A 21,065-nucleotide genomic window follows, 5' to 3' on the forward strand; every position below is an offset into this window, starting at 1 on the left:
CTGACACCTATATCGACCACGACAAGCCCGAACGCATGTATGCCCAGGCCGGGCTTGATGCGTCCGGCATCGTCACCAAGGTGTTCGAGGCTTTGGGACAGGAGGAGGCCCGCAAAGCGCGGGCCTGGTCGGCCGGGAAAGAGCGGCCTATCCTTACTTGGTCAGCTGATAGGCGTTAGGCTTTGGCGAATATTGCACGAGCGAGGATATCCAGCTGGCCGACAGGACATGAAATCATATGCATCCCGACGGTCACCAAGTGTCTAACAAGTCGGAAGCAGGCTAAGTTCTGCCGAAGCCGCCGCCTGATGAGGTTTGCAATGAATGTTGCGACCATTGTGAGTGCCGCTTCGCTTGCCGCCTGGCTCTACCTTCTGTTTGGCAGGGGCCATTTCTGGTGTTGCACTGAGCAGGACGGCTCTCGGGCGTTGGTCGAAGGCAGCCAGCCAATTGATCAGTGGCCGAGTGTAGCTGTCATACTTCCGGCCCGCGACGAAGCCGACCTCATTGCTGCCAGCGTGGGCTCTCTGCTCCGGCAAGACTATCCGGGTGTGCTCACCATAGTCGTTGTCGATGACCAGAGCACTGACGGGACTGCCACGCTCGCCCGGGAGACAGCCACTCGGATGGGAGCAACCCATCGTCTAGCCGTTATCCACGGAACCGATCCGCCGCTCCATTGGACGGGAAAGCTTTGGGCGATGGCGCAAGGAATAGCCTATCTGGACACACAATCTCGCTCGCCGAACTATGTGCTCTTTACCGATGCGGATATCGTCTACGGACGGGGCACCTTGCGGCAACTAGTCGAACACGCATGCGCATGTCATACCGTTCTCGCCTCTACGATGGTGAAACTGCATTGCGAGACATTCGCCGAACGGATGCTGATCCCGGCCTTCGTCTTCTTTTTTCAGAAGCTATACCCTTTTGCCTGGGTCAACGACCCACGGCGCCGGACGGCTGCTGCTGCGGGCGGTTGTATGCTCGTGCGTCCGGATGTGCTTCGGTGCGCAGGAGGCATCCAGGCAATTTGTGGAGCGCTGATCGATGATTGTGCGCTCGGCGCCTTGCTGAAGCGGGAAGGTCCCATTTGGCTTGGTTTAACGGATAAGGTCCGCAGTGTGCGTGCCGCTCCAACCTTCAGCGATGTAGGCCACATGGTGGCCCGTTCGGCCTATGCCCAGCTTCGCTATTCGCCCCTGCTCCTCTTGGGCACGCTCCTGGGGATGGGCGTGGTCTACATTGCTCCGCCTCTCACAACAATTCTCGGAGAGAGAACCTCCCGCAGCCTTGGCCTCGCCGCGTGGATGATGATGGTTCTGGCTTACGCTCCCACGCTACGCTTCTTCAGAGTGAATCGAGCATGGGGGCTGGCCCTTCCCGTAATCGCTTCCATGTACATGTGGTTTACTTTGGATTCCGCCCTTCAGCATTGGCAGGGCCGAGGGGGAGCATGGAAGGGCCGCTTTCAGGCGGCCCGATCGCAACACACGAATCAATCCCATAAACGATAGTGATGAATGCGTCGGGATTTATATCATAGAAGTCACCAGGTCCGCCGCTTCGCTGTCACGCTTCGCCTGATTGCCCTAGGGGCGAGTGCCTCGTCGTTTCTTCCGCATCTGCCATCTTCCAAGTGCAAAGACGACTTCCATGTCTCGACAGGCATCGCACGTAACCACCTCGCGTAATGTGCTTGAGAAGTGGACTCGCCTTTTCGCATCCACAATGCGCACGTCTTAGGAAATTGGGCCCATGAATCCCAAACGGCCTCCCATCATTTGGTCCGAGGCGCCGGCCATTTATCGGCGTGACAGAAGGTCGTTTGAGCGGCATAATTTCGTGGATCCGCGCACGGCTTTCAGGAGGAGCAGGCGCATGGCGGATGTAGCGCTGAACGAGAGCGGTTCCCCAGCCGTTGCTGGTAGTTCATTTTACACCGCTATGCGTATACTGCCACGTTCGAGACGCGAGGCAATGTATGCTGTATATGCATTCTGCCGGGCCGTTGATGACATTGCAGACAGCGGCGAACCCTGCGCCGACCGGGCCAGAAAACTCCAAGCATGGCGAACGGAGGTTGACGGTCTGTTCCATGAGCATCCCCCGGAGCGCCTCTCGGCGCTAGCCGCATCTGTCCGTACTTTCGCACTCCGGTCCGACGAGTTCCACGCCGTCATTGACGGAATGATGATGGACGTGAAAGGCGACATCTGGCCGCCCGATTGGGCGACGCTCGATCTCTATTGCGACCGGGTCGCAAGTGCCGTCGGTCGGATCTCGGTTCGGATTTTCGGGATCGACGATCATCATGGCGAGGCTCTCGCCTACCATCTCGGCCGGGCGCTACAACTCACCAACATCCTGCGGGATCTCGATGAGGACGCGGTCCTCGACCGGCTCTACTTGCCGCGGGAAGCACTAATCGAAGCGGGCATTTCCCAGTTCGAGCCTGGATTCGTGCTGACCCACCCGCGGATCGGACATGCCTGTAACCAAGTGGCGGGTAAGGCAGCCGTTCATTTCCATGAAGCAGATCGGGTTATGGCTGAATGTTCCCGTAGCTCCGTGCGTGCGCCACGTCTGATGGCGGCGGCATATTCGACGATTCTTGACGAGCTTCTGGCGCGTGGTTGGGATCCGCCTCGGCCGGTTGTTCATATCGGCCGCCTGAGCGTTTTAAGGGCATTGTTGCGGTATGGGCTGATCTGATGGAGAACTTGGCCCGAATACTTCCCAACAACAAGGCTGATCGATCCGCGCAATATTTGCTGTTGAGGCCCGCATTGTAGGCACCAGATGGTGTGGAACGCATCATGCGCCGACTTAGTCTAGACCGGATTGAGGCATCACCCGAACTGATCGACGCGAAGATCGATACTACGAGTCGCGCACTCATCGCACAGGCTCAAGCCGATGGGCACTGGAGATTCGAGCTTGAGGCCGATGCCACGATTTCTGCCGAATATGTACTTCTTAAGCATTATCTCGGGGAGCCAGCGAAAAGCGACCTTGAAGACAAGATCGCAGCATATCTGCGTCGCATCCAAGCCGGTGACGGCGGATGGCCCCTATTCCATGGCGGGTCTTCCGATCTGAGCGCGAGCGTCAAGGCATACTTTGCGCTGAAGATGATTGGAGACGCGCCCGACGCTTTGCACATGCGCCGGGCTCGTGATTTGATCCTCGTGCATGGCGGCGCCGCACAGAGCAATGTCTTCACCCGGACGCTGTTGGCACTCTATGGTGACATCCCTTGGCGGGCCGTACCAGTCATGCCGGTCGAGATGATGCTTCTCCCTCGCTGGTTTCCCTTCCATCTCTCAAAGATATCATACTGGGCGCGCACGGTTCTTGTTCCGCTCATGGTCCTGCAGGTCTTGAAGCCGAAGGCGCGCAGCCGGAACGGCATCGATGTCCAGGAGCTTTTCGTGACTGCGCCGAGCAGCGAGCGTAAGTGGCCGCGGGGAGCGCATCAGACGTCGACATGGGCTCACCTCTTCAGAATGATCGACGCCGTTCTGCACAAAACGGAGCGCTTCTTTCCGAAGGGCTCCCGCGAGCGTGCGATCCAGGCAGCAATTGCTTTCGTGGAAGAGCGCCTGAACGGCCAAGATGGGCTAGGCGCCATATTCCCCGCTATGGCCAATGCCATGATGATGTACAATGCTTTAGGGTATCCAGGAGACCACCCACGTATGGTTTCGGCACGGGAAGCAATAGAGCGCCTCCTGGTCGTGAAGAGCAACGAAGCTTATTGTCAGCCATGCCTCTCCCCCGTGTGGGATACAGTCCTTGCCTGCCAGGCTCTTTTCGAAGCGGAGAGTGATGATGCAAGGCGGTACGGTCTAGGTGGAATCGCTTGGCTGAAGCGGCGCCAGGTCCTTGATGTCGCGGGTGACTGGGCGGCGACATGCCCTCATGTGCGGCCCGGCGGTTGGGCGTTCCAATACGGCAATCCCTACTATCCCGATGTCGACGATACCGCTGTGGTTGTGATGACAATGCACCGTGCACAAGCGCTGCTTCCTCCGATGGCTTCATTGGCTCTTGAGGAGCCAATCGCCCGCGGGCGCGAGTGGGTCATAGGTCTTCAGAGCCGCAACGGCGGCTGGGGCGCCTTCGACACGGATAACAGTTACGCATATCTCAACCATATCCCCTTTGCCGATCATGGAGCGCTTCTCGATCCTCCAACGGTCGACGTGACGGCGCGCTGCGTGTCAATGCTCGCTCAACTGGGTGACAAGCCCGAACCGGGCTCACCGCTGGCGCGAGGCATTGAGTATCTACTCGCGGAGCAGAAAGATGATGGAAGCTGGTTCGGCCGCTGGGGTATCAATTACATTTATGGCACCTGGTCGGCTCTTTGTGCCCTGCACGCGGCGAGAGTTGACCCGCATTCGGATGCAATGCGCCAAGCGGTCGACTGGCTGATCCGAATTCAGAACCCCGATGGGGGCTGGGGCGAAGGCGGCGACAGCTATCGCCTTGATTATCGGAGTTATCAACCCGTGCAAAGCACGGCGTCTCAGAGCGCTTGGGCGCTCCTGGGTCTCATGGCCGCTGGCGAAGCCGAACACCCCGCTGTCAGCCGCGGAATCGAATATCTCTGCAACACCCAAGGGCAGGACGGATTCTGGCCCGAGGAGCATTTCACAGCGACGGGTTTCCCACGGGTCTTCTACTTGCGTTATCACGGCTATCCAAAGTTCTTCCCACTTTGGGCGCTCGCCCGCTACCGCAGCCTGAAGGCGGGCACCGTCGGGGCCCGCGACTGGGTCGGAATGTGAACTCCAGGCTCCCGCTCCTGATCGTGACCGGACTCGCCTCTGAAGCGCGCATCGTGCATCGAGCGGAACAGTGGACGCGGCTCTCCATTCCAAAAGACGCTCTCGCCAAAGAAGATGAGCATCAGGTGGATCCTAAAGGTAGACCCACTTTTGGGGTCGAGGCTCTCGCGCATTCTTCGGAAAAGCGGATCCGATTTGCCGCCGCAAAATCCAGTACGGCGAAGAAGACGGATGATTCCACGTTCGTGGAAACGGCAATAGTCACCAGGCTAGACAATGTCATCCTCTGGTCGGACGGCTCACCGGACCGGTTGCGTCATATGCTCCGCAGACTCGCTCCTGCTTACCGGGCCGTGGTCAGTTTCGGGATCGCAGGTGGGCTTGATGTCGTTCTCTCCCCCGGCGATGCAGTTCTGGCTCGCGGCATCATTGCTGGAACCACGCGGTGGGTTGCGCATCCTGGACTCACCCAGGACTGGGTTCAAAGGTTGATAGCAGGGGGCCAGAACGTCGTTGTGGCCGAGATTGTGGGCGTCGACGTCCCAGTTCTGACTGCTGCCGCGAAAGCGGCTCTCCGCGCCGCCACGGATGCTGCTGCCGTAGATATGGAATCCCATGTTGCAGCAGAGTTTGCGGCGGCCAACGGAATTCCGTTTGCGGCGCTTCGGATCGTCTGCGACTCAGCCACTCATTCACTTCCACCATTTGTCTGCGACGCACTAGGCGCCAATGGAGTACTGGGTTGGCGGCGTGTTCTTGGCATGCTCATGCGGCGTCCCCTGCAGATCCTCTCGCTGCCACGTCTGGCATGGGATACGGCGGCAGCCTTCACAGGATTACGTCGTTGCAGGGCCCTTCTTGGACCTGACCTTGGAAACCCCGGTCTCGCTCAGCCTTTCAGCGACGTTTCGTGAGAAGACGAATTGTGCTGGACGCTGTCGGTCCAGCGGAATTTCCGGCGCCATCAGGCCTTCAGTTGCCACCCCACGCAAGGCGATCCAAGCTGCCTTCCATGGCCGCCGAACCATGTCCGTCACGGCCGATGCTTCGTAGCCTGAATGAACCATGCAATCAGCGCATTTTTCGTACCGGCCAGTACCGTAGGTATCCCAATGCGTATCTTCGATCAATTCCCGGTAGGTCTTGGCGTAACCCTCTCCGAGAAGGTAGCACGGTCGCTGCCATCCGAAGATGGTTCGAGTAGGGTTGCCCCACGGCGTGCACTGATAGGTTTGGTTTCCAGCCAGGAAATCAAGATAGAGGGCCGATTGGTTGAACGCCCACCGCTTGCCACCGTCGCCGAGGCGGAAGATACGGCGAAAGAGTTCTTTGGTGGCTCTTCGGTTAAGGAAATGCTTCTGGTCTGGGGCTCTTTCATAGGCGTATCCGGGCGAAACGGTGAGGCCATCCACCTCAAGCGCCATGACCGTGTCGAAAAACCGTGCGACCCGCTCCGGGTCGGCAGCCTTGAATAAGGTGCAGTTTATTGTCACGCGGAAGCCCCTTGCCTGAGCCAACTTAAGGGCAGCAACAGCACGCTCGTAGACACCTGACCGGCCCACTGAGCAGTCGTGCGTCTCCTCGTCGCCATCCAGATGGATGGACCAAGTGAAGTACGGGCTCGGTCGGTACTGATGGATTTTCTTTTCCAGCAAGAGCGCGTTGGTGCAGACAATCACGAATTTGCGTCGCGCCAGCGCGCCCTCGATGATTTGAGGAAGTTCCTTGTGCAGGAGCGGTTCGCCGCCTGCGAGGACGACGACTGGCGTGCCGCACTCATCAATCGCCTCGAGGCATTCCTCCACGGACAGACGCCTATTCAGGATCGGTTCCGGGTAATCGATCTTGCCGCATCCTGCACAGGACAGATTGCATCGAAACAGAGGCTCGAGCATCAACACGAGCGGATAGCGCTGCCGGCCGGCAAGATGTTGGCGGACAACATAAATACCGATGAGCAGAATCTGACGGAGGGGAATGCCCACGATTAAATCCTTGCTTTGATCGTTTGATCGGACGCCGCTCTTCCGCCTGACCAGGGTCAAATGTTCGCGAGTTCTGCAGGCAGGCGGAAGTTGACGGTCTCGTCGACGCCCGGAAGCACTGAGATCTCGACAGGGCAGCTTCGGGCGAGGGCATCGAGGACCCTCTCGACGAGCACCTCAGGCGCCGAGGCGCCGGCGGTCAGCCCGATGGCCTCGATCTGGTGCAACCATTTAGGGTCGATATCCGTCTCATCCTCGATGAGGTAGCTCGGCACGCCAACCTCCTCGCCGATCTCCCGCAGACGGTTGGAATTAGAACTGTTGCGCGCTCCGACCACCAGCAGGAGATCGCACTCCCGGCAGAGCTGCCGGACCGCCGTCTGGCGGTTTTGCGTAGCGTAGCAGATATCTCTCGTCTCCGGCCCAACCACATCGTGAAAGCGCCGCCCCAGAGCCGCAATGATTGATCGGGTGTCGTCCACGCTCAGGGTCGTCTGGGTCACGTAGGCGATGCGTGCCTCAGCCGGAAGGTCAAGCGCTTCGACATCGGCCGCGTTCTGCACTAGATGAACGGCGCCTTTGATCTGTCCCAATGTACCTTCGACCTCTGGATGCCCGGCGTGGCCGATGAGTACGAGCGTCCGTCCCTGTGTCACATAGCGCTGACCTTGGTGGTGAACCTTGGTGACGAGTGGGCAGGTGGCATCCAGCACAGGCAAATGTCTTGCCTGAGCATCCGCCACGATCATGCGGGAAACGCCGTGTGCGCTAAAGATCACGATCGATCCGTCCGGCACTTCGTCGAGCTTCTCCACGAAGCGGGCGCCCTTTCTCTCGAGGCTTTCGACCACATACCGATTGTGAACGATCTGATGTCGGACGTAGATGGGAGCACCATACTTGGCGAGCGTGCGCTCCACGATTTCGATTGCACGGACAACGCCGGCACAGAAGCCGCGAGGCTGAGCGAGGATAACTTTCATATTCTATCCTCTTATGCGCACGACACGCTAAGGCCGCTCGGGTCTTCTAAAATGGAAATCTGGCCTTTTGACGTCATCCAAAAGCCGGCGCAATACGGGGCCTTGATGCCACACAGCCTATAGGATGGAATTACACAAGCCTTGCTGAAGGCTCCTATAAGCCTTTTACTGCGTTATCGAACCTGCATAAGCCAGCAGTACTGACTGGCCCGCACATCATTCAATGAGCCACGCCGAAGCATCGATGCTTGAATCCTCAATTGAACGACTCGTTTCGAAATGCATTCGTCGGCTATGGCTGGTCATCACTGTCGCCGGAACCCTCACTCTGCTCAGCTTGGCCGTTGCGTCGACGCGCTTCGCAATCAACACCGATACGGCAGGATTGTTTTCGAAAGACGTGCTCTGGCGACGAAATGAGATCGCAATGGAAGCGGCTTTTCCGCAGCGCGTGAACCTGATCGTCGCCGTCATTGACGGGGAAGCGCCTGAATTCGCAGATGAAGCAGCGGCACGGCTGACCGATGCGCTGACCCGTCACGGCAGCCCGGTCCGCAACATATGGCGGCCGGACAGCAGCCCATTCTTGGCAAGAAACGGCCTTCTTCTCCTGTCGATGGACGAGCTCACCCGGACCACCGAGGAACTCATCTCTCAGCAAGGACTCCTAGGCCCGTTGGCTGCCGATCCAAGCCTGCGTGGCGTCATGCAAACGCTCTCCCTAGGCCTGCAAGGAGTTCGCGTAGGGCAGACGACAATGGACGAACTGGCGGGCCCCATGGTTGCCCTGGTCGGCGTGATCGAGAGCATACTCGACGGAAAGGAGGCTCGTCTCTCGTGGCAGACTCTTTTGTCGGGCAAAAAGGCCGCTCCGCCGGAACTCAGACGCTTCGTCCTGATCTATCCCGAACTCAACTACAATGCGCTGCAACCGGGTGCAGAGGCAACCGATCTGATCCGAAGCACAGTTACCGGCCTCGGGCTGACACCGGACCACGGCATACGCGTGCGCCTGACGGGTCCGGTTCCCATTGCGGACGAAGAGTTCGGTACGCTGGCGGAGAACGTAACACTTAATACCACCCTGACCCTCGCAACCATCGGGCTTCTCCTGTATTTTGCTCTTCGCTCCGGACGAACCATCCTGGCCGTTCTGACGACTCTCTTCGTGGGCCTAGTCGTGACGACCGCTGTCGGTTTGCTTATGGTGGGCGAACTCAATCTGATCTCGATTGCCTTCGCAGTTCTCTTCGTGGGTCTCGGCGTTGATTTCGGGATCCAATTTGCCATGCGTTACCGTGCCGAGCGCCATGTCCGGGATGACCTTCCAAGGGCCGTCCTGGCCGCTGCTCGGAAGGTAGGCGGATCGCTGACCCTTGCCGCTGTCTCGCTCCTGGCCGGTTTCGTCTCGTTCCTGCCGACAGCGTTCCGGGGAGCATCGGAACTGGGCCTCATCGCTGGTGTCGGCATGATCATCGCTTATACTGCAAGCTTGACGCTGCTCCCGGCGCTGCTTGTCGCGCTACGACCCCCGGGCGAAGCGGAAGCTGTCGAGACGCTGTCATTGTCCGCCGTCGATCATTGGATCCTCAGGCATCGTCGCCTCGTGATCGCGGCAACGATCCTCGTTGTCACCGCTGGGCTGCCCTTCCTGATCAGTCTCCGGTTCGACACAAACCCCATGAACCTCCGCAGTAAGCACGTGGAGTCGGTTGCAACTTATCTCGATCTCGTGCGTGATCCCGCGACGAGTCCGAACTCGATCGATGTGCTGGCTCCCTCCCTGGAGGAGGCACGATCGCTGTCCGCAAAGATGGCGGCCCTCCCGGAAGTTTCGCGTACTGTGACCCTCGCGAGTTTCATTCCCGATGATCAAGACGAGAAGCTCGGCATCATCCGAGACGCGGCTTTCCTTCTGGATCCGGTGCTGCATCCGACACAACTTGCCGCTCCGCCGACGGATACGGACAATATTGCCGCCTTGACTCAAACTGCGGCGATCCTGCTTGATGCCGCCGGATCGCGGGCCGGCGCGAGCGAAGATACGGCGCGGCGCCTTGGAGCCGCACTCAAGCGCGTTGCCGCTGCTTCCCCGCGGGAGCGGGCGGCAGCCCAAACAGCCATGACCACAGATCTTGTGCGGCTCTTCGACCGCCTTCCGCTACTCATGAGCGCGGAGCTGATCACGCAGGACAAACTGCCCTCCGATCTCGTCGCGGACTGGATTGCCCCGAATGGCCACGCCCGGATCGAGATATTTCCTTCAAGCGACACGAACGACAATACGACGCTCAGCCGGTTTGCCAATGCGGTACTCGCCGTCGCTCCGATGGCGACCGGAGGCCCCATCGCGATCGTAGAATCCGGCCGAACAGTCGTCCGTGCTTTCATAGAGGCGGGCCTGTTTGCTCTTGGGGCGATCTTCCTGATCCTGGTAGTGGCACTCCGTAAGCCCGTCGACGTTGCTCTAACCCTCGGCCCGCTCGTCCTCGCCACGATCATAACCTTGGAGACGGCCAGCCTCATCGGGTTGTCACTCAATTTTGCGAACATCCTCGCTCTGCCGCTTATGCTGGCCGTCGGCGTCGCGTTTCATATCTATTACATCATTTCCTGGCGAGCGGGAGTCACGAACATGCTGGCCTCCAGCCTGACACGGGCCATCTTCTTCAGTGCTCTCACGACGGGGGCAGCCTTCGGAAGTCTCTGCTTCTCCAGCCATCCAGGCACGGCGAGCATGGGACAGCTCCTGGCGCTGTCGCTGTTCTTCACGCTGCTCGCGGCGTTCATCGTTGTGCCGGCCTTCCTCGGCCCTCCGCGCAATGTTGAGCTCCCGATGTGAGGATGGGATCCAACATCTGAAACACTTGGTACTGGATTTGGACCAGCTACTGGCCGCGCCTGAGAGCTTGGGTGCGTTCACGCAGCTCCGCCTCGAGCCTGTCTGGCCCTCCGGCCTTCAGGGCCCTCTCAAACACAGGGCGCTGCGAGGCAAGTTCGCTGACGGTGCCCTTCAGATATATGTCAACGATACGTCCTTCTCCGTTCATGAGGTAATCGACCGGCGTTACATTGCCTTGGGCGTCCGTGATCCGGGTGCGGACAAGGATCCCTCCTGCCCGACGCTCCGTGTCCGGTAAGACCTCAAAGCGCCCGCCGGCAGCCTGACCGAGCCGGCCACTGTATAATGCGATCACATACTGGCCAAATGCATCCTGAAGCGATGCCTTCTTGACCTCCGGAAGCTTAGGCCAGCTTGGGCCGACAGCGATCCGCGTCATGGTGGGAGTGTCGAACATCTCCATGAAGAGGCCAGACAGGGTGGACAGTCGCTCTTTAGGCTCTCTGTCCGGCTGATCCGCCGCCGCCTGCAGCTTCTCGTAGAACTCCTTGATGCGTGTGACGCTGGGGTTCCGCTCCTGCCCAACAACAAAGCATGGGTAAGCAACCGCCGCTCCGGCGAGCATCAGAAGTTGACGTCTCGAAAACATCGGTCCCTCCCCTATTCTCGTAGTAGCAGGTGCTCACATGGAGTGCTGGACCAATCCAGCAAGCTGTCAACTTTAGGGTGATAGGAATTGGGTCAGTGAGGCCAGAGCTGGCTTGAGACTCAGCCCACCGTCAGGCGGCAACAAGGATTTATGGAAACAATCCGCTGAAAATATGCATTCAAGGAGGCGAGGATGACTCTTGATATCGCGTCCCTTTACACGGAGCGGGAGGCTGAGCGCTATACATTACATTCATGTTATCTCAATGAGCAGATGGTTCGTGTCCTAGAGACGCTTGGTTATGATGTCGGGTTTCGCAGGGGACAGGGAGCTTACCTCTTTGATAAAAATGATGTTCGCTATCTGGACCTCCTAAGTGGATGGGGCGTCTTTGCTCTGGGCCGGAACCATCCGGCGATCCGTGACGCTCTCAAGACGGTGCTCGATGGTGATTTGCCGAACCTGGTCCAGCTAGACGTGTCTCCGCTAGCAGGAGTCCTCGCTGAGAGACTGCTCCAACCCGCCCCATATCTCCAGAAGGTCTTCTTTGCCAACTCGGGTGCAGAGGCCGTTGAAGCGGCGATCAAGTTTGCACGGGCCGCAACCGGACGCACGCGGATCGTGTCGTGCGGCCAAGCTTTCCATGGTCTCACTTACGGAGCCCTCTCGCTCACCGAAGATGACATCTTCCAAGCGGGCTTTGGCCCGCTCCTGCCAGATTGCGTCAAGCTCCCATTCAACGATCTCGACGCATTGGACCGGGCTCTCAGTTCAAAACAAGTCGCTGCGTTCTTTGTCGAACCGATCCAGGGCAAGGGCGTGAACATTCCTTCTGACGATTACCTTCCAGGCGCAGCGACCCTTTGCAAGAAGCATGGGACCCTGTTGGTCGCCGATGAGGTGCAGACGGGGCTAGGGCGCACGGGCAAATTTCTCGCCGTCGAGCACTGGCATGTCGAGCCGGACATGGTGCTTCTTGCCAAGGCGCTGTCGGGTGGGCATGTGCCTATTGGAGCGGTGCTCGCACGGGAATGGATCTTGAACAAGGTCTTCAATCGCATGGACCGGGCAGTGGTCCATGGTTCGACATTCTCCAAGAACGACTTGGCAATGGCGGCGGGTCTGGCGACCCTTGAGGTCATCAAGCGTGAGCGGCTGATTGAGAATGCTCAGCGGCTCGGCGACCGCCTACTCGGTGCCTTTCACGAGATCGCCCGGCATCACGAGTTTGTGCGGAGTGTCCGCGGTAAAGGTCTAATGATCGGGATCGAGTTCGGTCCACCCCGTTCGTTAAAACTGAGGGCGGCTTGGACGATGGTGGAAACGGTCAGAACAGGACTGTTCTGCCAGCTTATCGCAGTGCCGCTGTTCAAAGACCACAAAATCCTCGCGCAGGTTGCTGGACACGGCAGTCACACGATTAAGCTGTTGCCGCCTCTGACGCTCAATGAGGCTGACTGTAACTGGATTGAGACTGCTTTCGACACGGTGATCACGGACAGTCATCAGGTTCCGGGGGCTGTCTGGTCACTCGGCAAGACTATGATCGATCATGCTATGCGAATGCATGTAGGCCGACCTCCGTAGTTCTGCGCCGTTCTCTTATGGCGGGCAGCACAAGAATGCGCCCAATCGACGTCCTGATTGACGTTTATGGTTTGTCTGAATTGCTGAGGTTTATCGAACGAACCCTGTATGCGTCCCCGACGCGGACAGAGGCCGGCGCCAAGCCGGGCGACCGCGTGACGGTCGTCACGCGCGCTGCACTGGCGCAGTGCAGTCGCTGGCCGTCCGCTTTTGCGAGCGAACGCAAAGACCATCGCTTCTACGAGATCGTGGAGGACACGATCAACCCGGAGTTCGAGTACCGGTACTTCGTCATTCATGATGACCGGGGCGAGCCCTGTACGGTTCAGCCATTCTTCGTTCTCGATCAGGACTTGCTGGCTGGGATGGGTTCGCATACGCGAGCTGTCGCAGCTACAATCCGCCACCTGTGGCCCGGTTTCCTGAAGCTGCGAACACTCATGGTCGGGTGTGCGGCTGGCGAAGGTCATTTTGACGGCGCCGATGAACCGTCGCGCCAGGAGGGCGCGCGACGACTGGCGTCGGCGATTATGTGTCATGCGCGCGCGATGAAGATACGCCTCGTGGTGATTAAGGAGTTTCCTGCGAAATACCGGCCGACTCTCGCGTGCTTCATGCAGGCCGGTTTTGCTCGGGTGCCGAGCCTTCCAATGACTCGCCTTGAGATCAAGTATGGTAGCTTCGACGACTATATGTGTCGAGCCCTCCACTCAGCGAGACGCGCGAAGCTGCGTCGGACATTCCAGACTCTGAACCGTGCGCCGCCGGTCGAGATGAGCCTGGAAGGCGATATCACGCCAATCATTGGCGAAATCTATCCGCTGTATCTACAGGTCTATGCACGATCCAAACAGCACTTCGAGAAACTGACGCCGGAGTTTCTTTGCGCACTCGGACAGGCTATTCCGGACAAGTCCCGCTTCTTTGTTTGGCGTCAGTCGGGCAAGATCATCGCCTTCAACCTCTGTATGGTCCAAGGCGACGCTATCTACAGCGAGTATATCGGCCTCGATTACGCGGTCGCACTCGATTTGCATCTCTATTTTGTCGCCGTCCGTGATGTGATCACCTGGGCCATCGCCAATGGGTACCGATCATATTGTAGCAGCGCACTGAGCTACGAGCCGAAATTCCATCTACGCCATCGGCTCGATCCGATCGATCTCTACGTGCGACACACGTCGGCCGTAATCAATCCTATCCTTCGCTGTCTACTGCCCTGGCTCGAACCCACACGCCAGGAGCCGCTCTTGCGGAAATTTGAGAATTACGATGAGTTGTGGGATCGCTCGTGACGGCGCTGTCACGGGAGCATTTGGTCAGGGGCTTGTGAGGTAGGGGCCGCTGTGATCTGAGCCTGAGGTTCCAGAATGGCTCGACCGGTCGGGCCGCCGCGGCCGAGTTCCCGGGGCCACCTCCTCATTCCTTCTCGCCGGCCATGCAGTCGGCGTGTGCCTCCTGGGACTGGGCCGGGAGAACCAGGGCCGGAGTCCAGGGGCGCTGGACACCTCCCGCAAAATCTTCAGCTTGATCGCTGCCGAGAACTGCGTTCACTCCCGCGCCGGCACTAGGAATGCCCCTTGCCTGCCGATGACGCAGTCCCAGTAGTCGTGTTCAAGGCCCGGGGTATAGTAGGCGTAGCTGGGCGGCTTGAGCATGATCGGCGGGCCATTGACGGAAGCCGCGCAAGGTGTGTTCCGGATTGAGCGCCGGCACTATCAACCAAAGACAGCATTTCCTTTGCAGTGAAGCTTTTGCGTGAGATTCTGATCTCGTGATCGAGGCCGGATCAGGGGCAGCATGCAGCCGTCTGTTGGCGAGATACTGAGTAGGGTCACCACAGTGTCGAATATAATCCGAGCCTTCCAGGATGAGGCTCTTTGCCGACGGTTGCTCGAGGCGATGGTTTGGCCCAACGGGCGCATTTGCCCGGCCTGCTGCTACCGGCGGTCGATCGCACTGATAGGTCGGGAGAACGGGAAGCGAGCCCGACCTGGGCTCTACCAATGCTCAAGCGGCACCTGCCGGTTTCAGTTCACTTTCACGACCCGCACACCTCTGCATGCAACGAAGCTCCCGTTCCGGATTTGGCTCTCTGGCCTCTGGCTGACGCTGCAGTCGGACAAGGGGATCTCCTCTATCCGCTTGGCAGAGGCTCTCTGCGCCAGCCAGCCAACGGCGTGGCGCATGGGTCATGCCTTGCGCCTGATAGTCGGACGCGAGCACACTCTGGATAGTGTGGTTGAGATCGACGGGCTTTATCTGGGCGGCAAGCTGCGGCGGGATCGGAACTGTTCTCCACCGGGGCGGGGACGCAAAGGCCAGCAGAAAACCTTGAAAACACCGGCGCTTGTGGCGGTGCAGCGGCCGCCGGATGTGAGTGTCGGCGCATCATGAGGTGAGATTCGAGCAGCCGTAATAGAGGATCTGTCCGAGTCCGAAGCGAATCGGGTTCTCACAGAGGCCGTCGAATCCAGTGCACATCTGATGAGCGATGAATGGAAGGCGTTTGTCTCTCTGGGCAGCGCCTTTGCAGCGCATGACACTGTCCACCATAAGGCTCGCGAGTATGCCCGCGGTCCCGTGCATATCAACTCGGCGGAGGGCTTCAATGACCGGATCCGTCGAACGGTCTCGGGCGTGTTCCACCACATCAGCCCGCATCTGGCGGATCTCTACTTCAACGAGATCGGCTTTCGCTAGTCGAAGCGTGTCGTAACAGGCCAAGCGCCGCGACGGGCGCGCAAGGGACGACCAGTGACCAAGGTTCCGTCGCAAATTCGGAGAAGGGATGAGAAACTAGCAGATGCTTGTGATCAGCTCATGCGGTGAGGTGGTCGAACTGTTCAGCGAGCGATGGCTGTTGCTTACAGGCATACATCGCCTGGCCTTTTCGCATTATGTGAACCAGCTCGATGCCGCCCAGGATCACGCGGGCACTGGCCACAGACTGGAACCCGAGCATCGGTCGCACTCGCCTCTTGATGGCCCGATGGTCCTGCTCGATGCGATTGTTCAGATAGGCGCTCTGTCGGATCCGGATCGGCTTCAGTTTGCGTCGCGCCTGATGCTCAAGCCGGTCTGTCATATCACCGGACAAGATGGCTTCTCGGTTGGTCTGACGGCCGTCGATGACAATCCGTTTAGGACGGCCACGCCGCTTCAGCGCCGTGCGCAGGAACTGCTTGACAGCCCCCAGATTAGGCTCTGTCGCAAACTCGAAGTATAGGCGTTTTTCGCACCACTTTGTCGTCACGGCCGGGCTGCTAACCCGTTGATTTTGCGGGATCCCGCCTGTGTGGGCTCGTCAGTATTGATAAGTAAAAAGCGAGTTTGCGACAGAACCCGAGGTAGTCCTCCTCGTCGGCGCGGCCGGCTGGATCGCTTACGAGGCCGTCAAGCGATTGCTGGGGGAGCCGCATCAAATTGAAGCAGCGCCAATCGCAATCGCTGTCCTGGTGGTCTCTATCGTTGTCGATTTCTGGCGCGTTCGGGCTCTGCGCAAGGTGGCTAAAGCTACAGGGAGCCCAGCTCTCGCAGCCGACGGTCACGCCGAGCCTGAACTCCAAACGTAAGCCTAAAAAATCTCGACTAGGTCTGGCATATTCAGGAGCGGCACTCCAATCCTGCTGCGGCTAGGACAGGCAACGACGCGGTGACACCGGGAATTTGGCTGTCGTGGCTCTACCAGCAGGCGACTCCTGGATCGCTTTAGCTACTGGGTCGTTTGGAAAGCCCCCGACACTTGAAACAACGTGCGTGGTTTGATCCTATGCCGACGCTTACTCATCCGAAGCCGTCAGGGCTGAGGCACTAGGAAAGTAAAGTGTCACCCTTGTTCCCTGTCCGAGCGCACTGTCGATTTTCGCTGTTCCGCCGAACTCTTTCGCGAGGGCATGCACCGCTGGCAGGCCCAGCCCAGTCCCGCGTCCCTTCTCCTTCGTCGTGAAGAACGGCTCGAACGCCCTGGCTGCGATGGCCGGCGGCATACCGGTTCCGGTGTCCATGACGGTGATCGCCACGAAGTGGCCCGTCATGTCGTCGACCCCATCTGCTAGTGACAGCAGAACGTTCCTGGTCTCTACCGTCACCCTGCCCCCACTTGACAGGGCGTGTTTCGCATTCACGGCGAGGTTGAGCAGCGCGACCTCCAACCGGTTCTTGTCGAGAAGGGCTGGCCAGAGATTGTCCTGCAGGCGCATCTCGACTGTGACGGTGGGTGCGAGTGCGTGCGACAGGATCGGCAGAAAGCCCTGGATGACGCTGTTGACATCGAGCACGGTCGGGTCGAGCTGTTGTTTGTGAGCGAACGCCAGAAGCTGTCGTTGCAGCTTCGTCGCGCCTTCGCTCGCCTGTAGGCCCGCCGCCACCCTGGATTCGAGTCGCTCGTCAGCCTGTCTTCCCTTGAGTGCGTGCAGGTTGACAATGATTACCTGCAGAAAATTGCCGAAGTCGTGGGCTGTGGCACTCGTCAACGCGCCGATCGCCTCAAGCTTCTGGGCATGGACGAGGTCAGCCTGAATCCACTCCCGCTGCTGCGTCTCGGCGTTAAGCTGCAGCAACGCCTGCTGCTCGGCCTGCATTACATTGAGCGCGTAGCGAGTGATCACCAGAAGCAAACCCGCTGCGAGCAAGGTCGCCACCCCATAGAAGACGAGATTGCGGTACCATGAGGCCAGAACTGTCGGGTATCCTACGCCGTAGACTATATAAAGCGGGTATTTTTCCAGCTTCTTGTAGGCGACGATGCCGAGGCTCCCGTCGAGTGGGGAAGGTCCATGATATACTCCCTGGCGATTTTTCCGCGCAGCACTCATCAGTGGGCTGTCGAGCGGCAGCGTAATCGGCTCAGCCCCGAGCGCGGGCTGGCGGGCCAGGAATTCACCATCGTCCCGAACGAGACCGACAAAGCGATCATCGGAGGGGATGAAGCTGCGCCAAAGGTTGAAGAAATACTCCGGAGGCATCGCGACGGCGATCACGCCGCGGAAGGACAGATCAGGTTCGGACAGGCGGCGACTGGAGTGAAAGGCGAGCTCGCCGCTTAGGCGCTCCTTGACGACGCCATCAATATAGGTGGCTCCCAGCGTACTTCGCTGTGCGACGAAGTAGTCCTGGTCTGAGATGTTGGCCGCCAGCGAAGCCGAGGCTGGTGCCGCGGTGAGGCGGGGTCTGCCCCGCTCGTCGGCCAGGACGATATCGGAGACCTGCGGCAGCATCGCCTGCAACTGCAGCAAGTATTCATGGAGGCTTTTCTGGGAGGCGCTGATTTCATCCCAATCCTTGTCCGCGACGCGTTCGGCGATACTGTCAAGGATGAGTTCCTGGGCGTCAAAGACGGAGGAAGCATGTTCCTCGAGCGGGGCAACGGTTTGCAGAGCTTCGTGCTCCGCCCGTCGCATAGTCTGTTGGTAGTCATCGAACGCCGCGAGGCTGAACAGGATCAAGGGCACCAGGATCGCGGCCCCAAATAACACGTGCGCGCTCTTGGGTGGGTGACTGGCCGCTCGAACACCTGACTTCTGGACCTTGTATGATAGTGCTGGTAGCCCTCTTCCCCACGTGAAACAGCCATGAAGGAACTCGCCGATCTTCAGGCGAATTTGGCAGAATTGTAAGCGTCGCAAGCGGGGCCGATGCATTGCTGGAGCACAGACGTAAGGCGATGGCACCCTCCCTTCACAGACAGGTGCAATGTGAGCCGGCCAAGCGGTCATGCAAGGGCCCCCAACAAATCTTGCTTGTTCAACAGGAAATTACGCATTGGGCCCAACACGGGCAATCAGAATGTATCGTGGCAAACTGACGTCAGAGAAATTATGGACAAACATTGCGAAATAAAGCATTTATTCTTTGACGGGTGCACTGATCTAAGTCGGTTGGAGTAACGAACGCTCCAAGACTTAGCAGTGCTAGGTCGTACATGTTCGGCCTGAACGGGTGAATGAATAGCAATCGGTGCCCTCACAGCCCAGCAGCGTGCTCCTGGCACAACGCAGATCTTGCGCGTCAATCAGGCAGAGCCTGTCTGTGTACTACGGATCACCGGCGTGCCACGACAATGCAGGATATTCTTCCCGCCTCGGGCCTAGCTGCCGACCTACGATTGATTCCCGGCGCCGCTCGCCACATGTGGCAGGCCTTCGTGGATTGGGCGGACGAGTTTGATAGTCAATCAGCCTTAATCAATCGCCACAATGGGCTCAAACTCAGCCAGGCCATGGCTGCTTGGCTGCGCCTCTGGCGGGAGTGACTGGGAGCATATGGAACGGGGGCGACAATAGGAGAGCAAGGTGCGAATCCTAACCACCGTTACAGTACTTGGCCTTGTCGTCAGCACACCCGCCCTCGACGCCGACGGGTGGCAGCAGCAGATTGCCAGCGGTCTCGGCAAGCAGGGCACCGAGATGCCGAAAGGGGTCTACCGGGTCGGCTTGCCCCGGACGGACCTCAAGGTCGTCCTCGACGGTGTCGAAATCAAACCAGCCTTGGCCCTCGGCTCCTGGCTCGCATTCAAGCCGATGGGCAACGAGGTCATGGTGATGGGCGATCTCGTCATGACGCAGGAGGAAATCGCCCCGGTGCTGACCCGCCTCGAGCAGGGCGGCATGGAGATCACGGCGCTCCACAACCATCTCCTGCGCGCCTCACCCGCGACGATGTACATGCACGTCCACGGCCATGGTGACCCCACGACGCTCGCGGCGACCCTGCGGGAAGCGCTCACCGTTAGCAAGACGCCGTTCGGCGCCGAGACTGCCGCCGTCTCGCCGCAGGCGACGACCACCGCCTCCACCAATCAGAAACCAGACCTCGACACGGCCGCCCTCGATCAGACCCTCGGGCACAAGGGCAAGGTCAATGGCGGTGTCTATCAGATGAGCGTGGCCAGGGCCGAGGCCGTCAGGGACGATGGCATGGAGGTGCTTGCTGCGATGGGCTCGGCGATTGCCATCAACATCCAGCCGACGACAACCGGCATGGCGGCGACCTCGGGTGACTTCGTGCTCACCGCCGACGAGGTGAACCCGGTCATCAAGGCCCTACAATCGAACGGGATCGAGGTGACGGCCCTCCATAACCACATGCTCAAGGACGAGCCGCGTCTGTTCTTCATGCACTTCTGGGCCAATGATGACACCGAGAAACTCGCCAAGGGACTGCGTGCAGCTCTCGATCAGGTGAAGTCCGCGAAGGACTAGGAGGGACTTATGGGAAGGCGTTTCCTGCCAGCGGTGAGCCTCCTCGCAGGGGCTGCCCTGTCGGCGGCTGGCGCGCCAGCCTCGGTCGCAGGCGGGGCCGGGATCCTCGAACTCGAGACGAAGATCCCGCTCGGCGACGTCAAGGGCCGGATCGACCACATGGCGATCGATCTCGCCCGGCAGCGCCTGTTCGTGGCGGAGCTCAGCAACGACAGCGTCGGGATTGTCGATCTGGGCGCCTCGAAAGTATCGGGTCGGATTCGAGGCCTCAAGGAGCCGCAGGGTCTCGGTTATGTTCCTTGGACCGACACTCTCTATGTTGCCAACGCGGGGGATGGATCGATGCGGCTGTTCCATGGACAGGATCTCAAGGAGGCAGGCCGGATCGAACTCGGCGATGACGCGGACAACATCCGCGTCATCGCCTGCAACCGGGTGATTGTCGGTTACGGCGAAGGGGCCTTGGCCATCTTCGACGCCACGGAAAACCGAAAGACCACCGAGATTGGCCTGCATGGACATCCCGAGAGCTTCCGGATCGAAAGCAATGGCAGCCGGATCTTCGCGAACGTTCCCGATGCGCATGCGATCGAGGTGGCTGATCGCCAGAGCGGCAAGGTGATCGCCAAGTGGCCGACTGGGGCCTCGAGGGCGAATTTCCCGATGGCTCTCGATGAGGCCTCCGAGCAGGTCCTCGTGGTGTTCCGAAATCCGCCGACGCTGACCGCATTTTCGATGCACGACGGAGCGCTGGTTGCAAGCACTGGAACATGCAGGGATGCCGACGATGTCTTCGTGGATGCGAAGCGGCACCGGGTCTACGTGAGCTGTGGCGAAGGCTTTCTCGACGTGTTCGAACAGGATGCTGGCACGTTCCGCCGAAGGGCTCGCATCGCGACCGCTCCCGGAGCGCGAACAGCGCTGTTCGTCCCCGAACTCGACCGGCTGTTCCTCGCCGCGCGCGCGAACGGTCACGAGCAGGCGGCGATCTGGGTCTACAGGCCGGATCCCTGAGAGGTCA

At 59.4% G+C, this 21,065-nt stretch carries 13 protein-coding genes and 3 pseudogenes; 11 read left to right on the forward strand and 5 right to left on the reverse strand.

What is annotated here, in order from left to right; genetic code table 11:
- Nucleotides 1-320: 320 nt before the first annotated feature.
- The 4 genes from K9B37_RS17020 to K9B37_RS24940 all read left to right on the forward strand — a co-directional run bounded on the left by K9B37_RS17020 (nt 321) and on the right by K9B37_RS24940 (nt 5,710).
- A complete protein-coding gene (locus K9B37_RS17020) occupies nt 321-1,517 on the forward strand; it encodes a glycosyltransferase (RefSeq protein ID WP_224314740.1) in 1,197 nt (398 codons plus the stop codon).
- 364 nt (nt 1,518-1,881) lie between these two features.
- On the forward strand, nt 1,882-2,715 hold the full coding sequence (gene hpnD / locus K9B37_RS17025) for a presqualene diphosphate synthase HpnD (RefSeq protein ID WP_224314741.1): 834 nt from the start codon (nt 1,882-1,884) through the stop codon (nt 2,713-2,715).
- 104 nt (nt 2,716-2,819) lie between these two features.
- Nucleotides 2,820-4,796: a squalene--hopene cyclase gene (gene shc, locus K9B37_RS17030; RefSeq protein WP_224314742.1), complete on the forward strand. Its 1,977-nt coding sequence runs from the start codon at nt 2,820-2,822 to the stop codon at nt 4,794-4,796.
- Nucleotides 4,793-5,710, forward strand: coding sequence for a phosphorylase family protein (locus K9B37_RS24940; protein ID WP_224314743.1), 918 nt, complete (start codon nt 4,793-4,795; stop codon nt 5,708-5,710). The genes shc and K9B37_RS24940 overlap by 4 nt, the downstream gene beginning before the upstream one ends.
- Here the strand turns inward: K9B37_RS24940 and hpnH are convergent.
- Both hpnH and ispH read right to left on the reverse strand, forming a co-directional pair.
- Nucleotides 5,633-6,781, reverse strand: a complete 1,149-nt coding sequence (gene hpnH, locus K9B37_RS17040; RefSeq protein ID WP_224314744.1) for an adenosyl-hopene transferase HpnH — start codon at nt 6,779-6,781, stop codon at nt 5,633-5,635. The genes K9B37_RS24940 and hpnH overlap by 78 nt on opposite strands.
- A gap of 56 nt (nt 6,782-6,837) precedes the next feature.
- The gene (gene ispH / locus K9B37_RS17045; RefSeq protein WP_224314745.1) at nt 6,838-7,764 is read right to left on the reverse strand and encodes a 4-hydroxy-3-methylbut-2-enyl diphosphate reductase; all 927 of its coding nucleotides are present in this window, start codon (nt 7,762-7,764) and stop codon (nt 6,838-6,840) included.
- Nucleotides 7,765-8,008: 244 nt separating this feature from the next.
- Between ispH and K9B37_RS17050 the strand changes: the two genes are divergently transcribed.
- Nucleotides 8,009-10,606, forward strand: coding sequence for an MMPL family transporter (locus K9B37_RS17050; RefSeq protein ID WP_224314746.1), 2,598 nt, complete (start codon nt 8,009-8,011; stop codon nt 10,604-10,606).
- A gap of 46 nt (nt 10,607-10,652) precedes the next feature.
- Here the strand turns inward: K9B37_RS17050 and K9B37_RS17055 are convergent, their stop codons facing one another.
- On the reverse strand, nt 10,653-11,255 hold the full coding sequence (locus tag K9B37_RS17055) for an MlaC/ttg2D family ABC transporter substrate-binding protein (protein WP_224314747.1): 603 nt from the start codon (nt 11,253-11,255) through the stop codon (nt 10,653-10,655).
- A 192-nt stretch (nt 11,256-11,447) separates the two neighbouring features.
- Between K9B37_RS17055 and K9B37_RS17060 the strand changes: the two genes are divergently transcribed.
- The 3 genes and pseudogenes from K9B37_RS17060 to K9B37_RS17070 all read left to right on the forward strand — a co-directional run.
- A complete protein-coding gene (locus K9B37_RS17060) occupies nt 11,448-12,842 on the forward strand; it encodes an aspartate aminotransferase family protein (RefSeq protein WP_224314748.1) in 1,395 nt (464 codons plus the stop codon).
- A 35-nt stretch (nt 12,843-12,877) separates the two neighbouring features.
- Nucleotides 12,878-14,137 carry a GNAT family N-acetyltransferase gene (locus K9B37_RS17065; RefSeq protein WP_224314749.1) on the forward strand — a complete coding sequence of 420 codons (1,260 nt, stop codon included), beginning with the start codon at nt 12,878-12,880 and terminating at the stop codon, nt 14,135-14,137.
- 505 nt (nt 14,138-14,642) lie between these two features.
- Nucleotides 14,643-15,542, forward strand: a pseudogene (locus K9B37_RS17070) (IS1595 family transposase); the annotation flags it as partial.
- A 121-nt stretch (nt 15,543-15,663) separates the two neighbouring features.
- Here K9B37_RS17070 and K9B37_RS17075 read toward each other — a convergent pair.
- Nucleotides 15,664-16,065: pseudogene (locus K9B37_RS17075) on the reverse strand (DDE-type integrase/transposase/recombinase); the annotation flags it as partial.
- A 139-nt stretch (nt 16,066-16,204) separates the two neighbouring features.
- Here K9B37_RS17075 and K9B37_RS17080 point away from each other — a divergent pair.
- Nucleotides 16,205-16,417 (forward strand): annotated as a pseudogene (locus K9B37_RS17080) (cation efflux transmembrane domain-containing protein); the annotation flags it as partial.
- A 207-nt stretch (nt 16,418-16,624) separates the two neighbouring features.
- Here the strand turns inward: K9B37_RS17080 and K9B37_RS24945 are convergent.
- Nucleotides 16,625-18,319, reverse strand: a complete 1,695-nt coding sequence (locus tag K9B37_RS24945) for a hybrid sensor histidine kinase/response regulator family protein (protein WP_224314750.1) — start codon at nt 18,317-18,319, stop codon at nt 16,625-16,627.
- 816 nt (nt 18,320-19,135) lie between these two features.
- Here K9B37_RS24945 and K9B37_RS17090 point away from each other — a divergent pair.
- Both K9B37_RS17090 and K9B37_RS17095 read left to right on the forward strand, forming a co-directional pair.
- A complete protein-coding gene (locus tag K9B37_RS17090) occupies nt 19,136-20,044 on the forward strand; it encodes a DUF1259 domain-containing protein (RefSeq protein ID WP_224314751.1) in 909 nt (302 codons plus the stop codon).
- A gap of 9 nt (nt 20,045-20,053) precedes the next feature.
- Nucleotides 20,054-21,058, forward strand: a complete 1,005-nt coding sequence (locus K9B37_RS17095) for a YncE family protein (RefSeq protein ID WP_224314752.1) — start codon at nt 20,054-20,056, stop codon at nt 21,056-21,058.
- The last annotated feature ends 7 nt before the right edge of the window (nt 21,059-21,065 follow it).

Source organism: Microvirga puerhi (assembly GCF_020089865.1).
GTDB classification, from domain to species: domain Bacteria; phylum Pseudomonadota; class Alphaproteobacteria; order Rhizobiales; family Beijerinckiaceae; genus Microvirga; species Microvirga puerhi.

Bases quoted from the DNA above. Each gene is read 5' to 3' on its own strand.
- K9B37_RS17020 (WP_224314740.1), top strand. From the start codon at position 321: ATGAATGTTGCGACCATTGTGAGTGCCGCTTCGCTTGCCGCCTGGCTC.
- hpnD (WP_224314741.1), top strand. From the start codon at position 1,882: ATGGCGGATGTAGCGCTGAACGAGAGCGGTTCCCCAGCCGTTGCTGGT.
- K9B37_RS17065 (WP_224314749.1), top strand. From the start codon at position 12,878: ATGCGCCCAATCGACGTCCTGATTGACGTTTATGGTTTGTCTGAATTG.
- K9B37_RS17055 (WP_224314747.1), bottom strand. From the start codon at position 11,255: ATGTTTTCGAGACGTCAACTTCTGATGCTCGCCGGAGCGGCGGTTGCT.
- ispH (WP_224314745.1), bottom strand. From the start codon at position 7,764: ATGAAAGTTATCCTCGCTCAGCCTCGCGGCTTCTGTGCCGGCGTTGTC.
- K9B37_RS17060 (WP_224314748.1), top strand. From the start codon at position 11,448: ATGACTCTTGATATCGCGTCCCTTTACACGGAGCGGGAGGCTGAGCGC.
- shc (WP_224314742.1), top strand. From the start codon at position 2,820: ATGCGCCGACTTAGTCTAGACCGGATTGAGGCATCACCCGAACTGATC.
- K9B37_RS17095 (WP_224314752.1), top strand. From the start codon at position 20,054: ATGGGAAGGCGTTTCCTGCCAGCGGTGAGCCTCCTCGCAGGGGCTGCC.
- K9B37_RS17050 (WP_224314746.1), top strand. From the start codon at position 8,009: ATGCTTGAATCCTCAATTGAACGACTCGTTTCGAAATGCATTCGTCGG.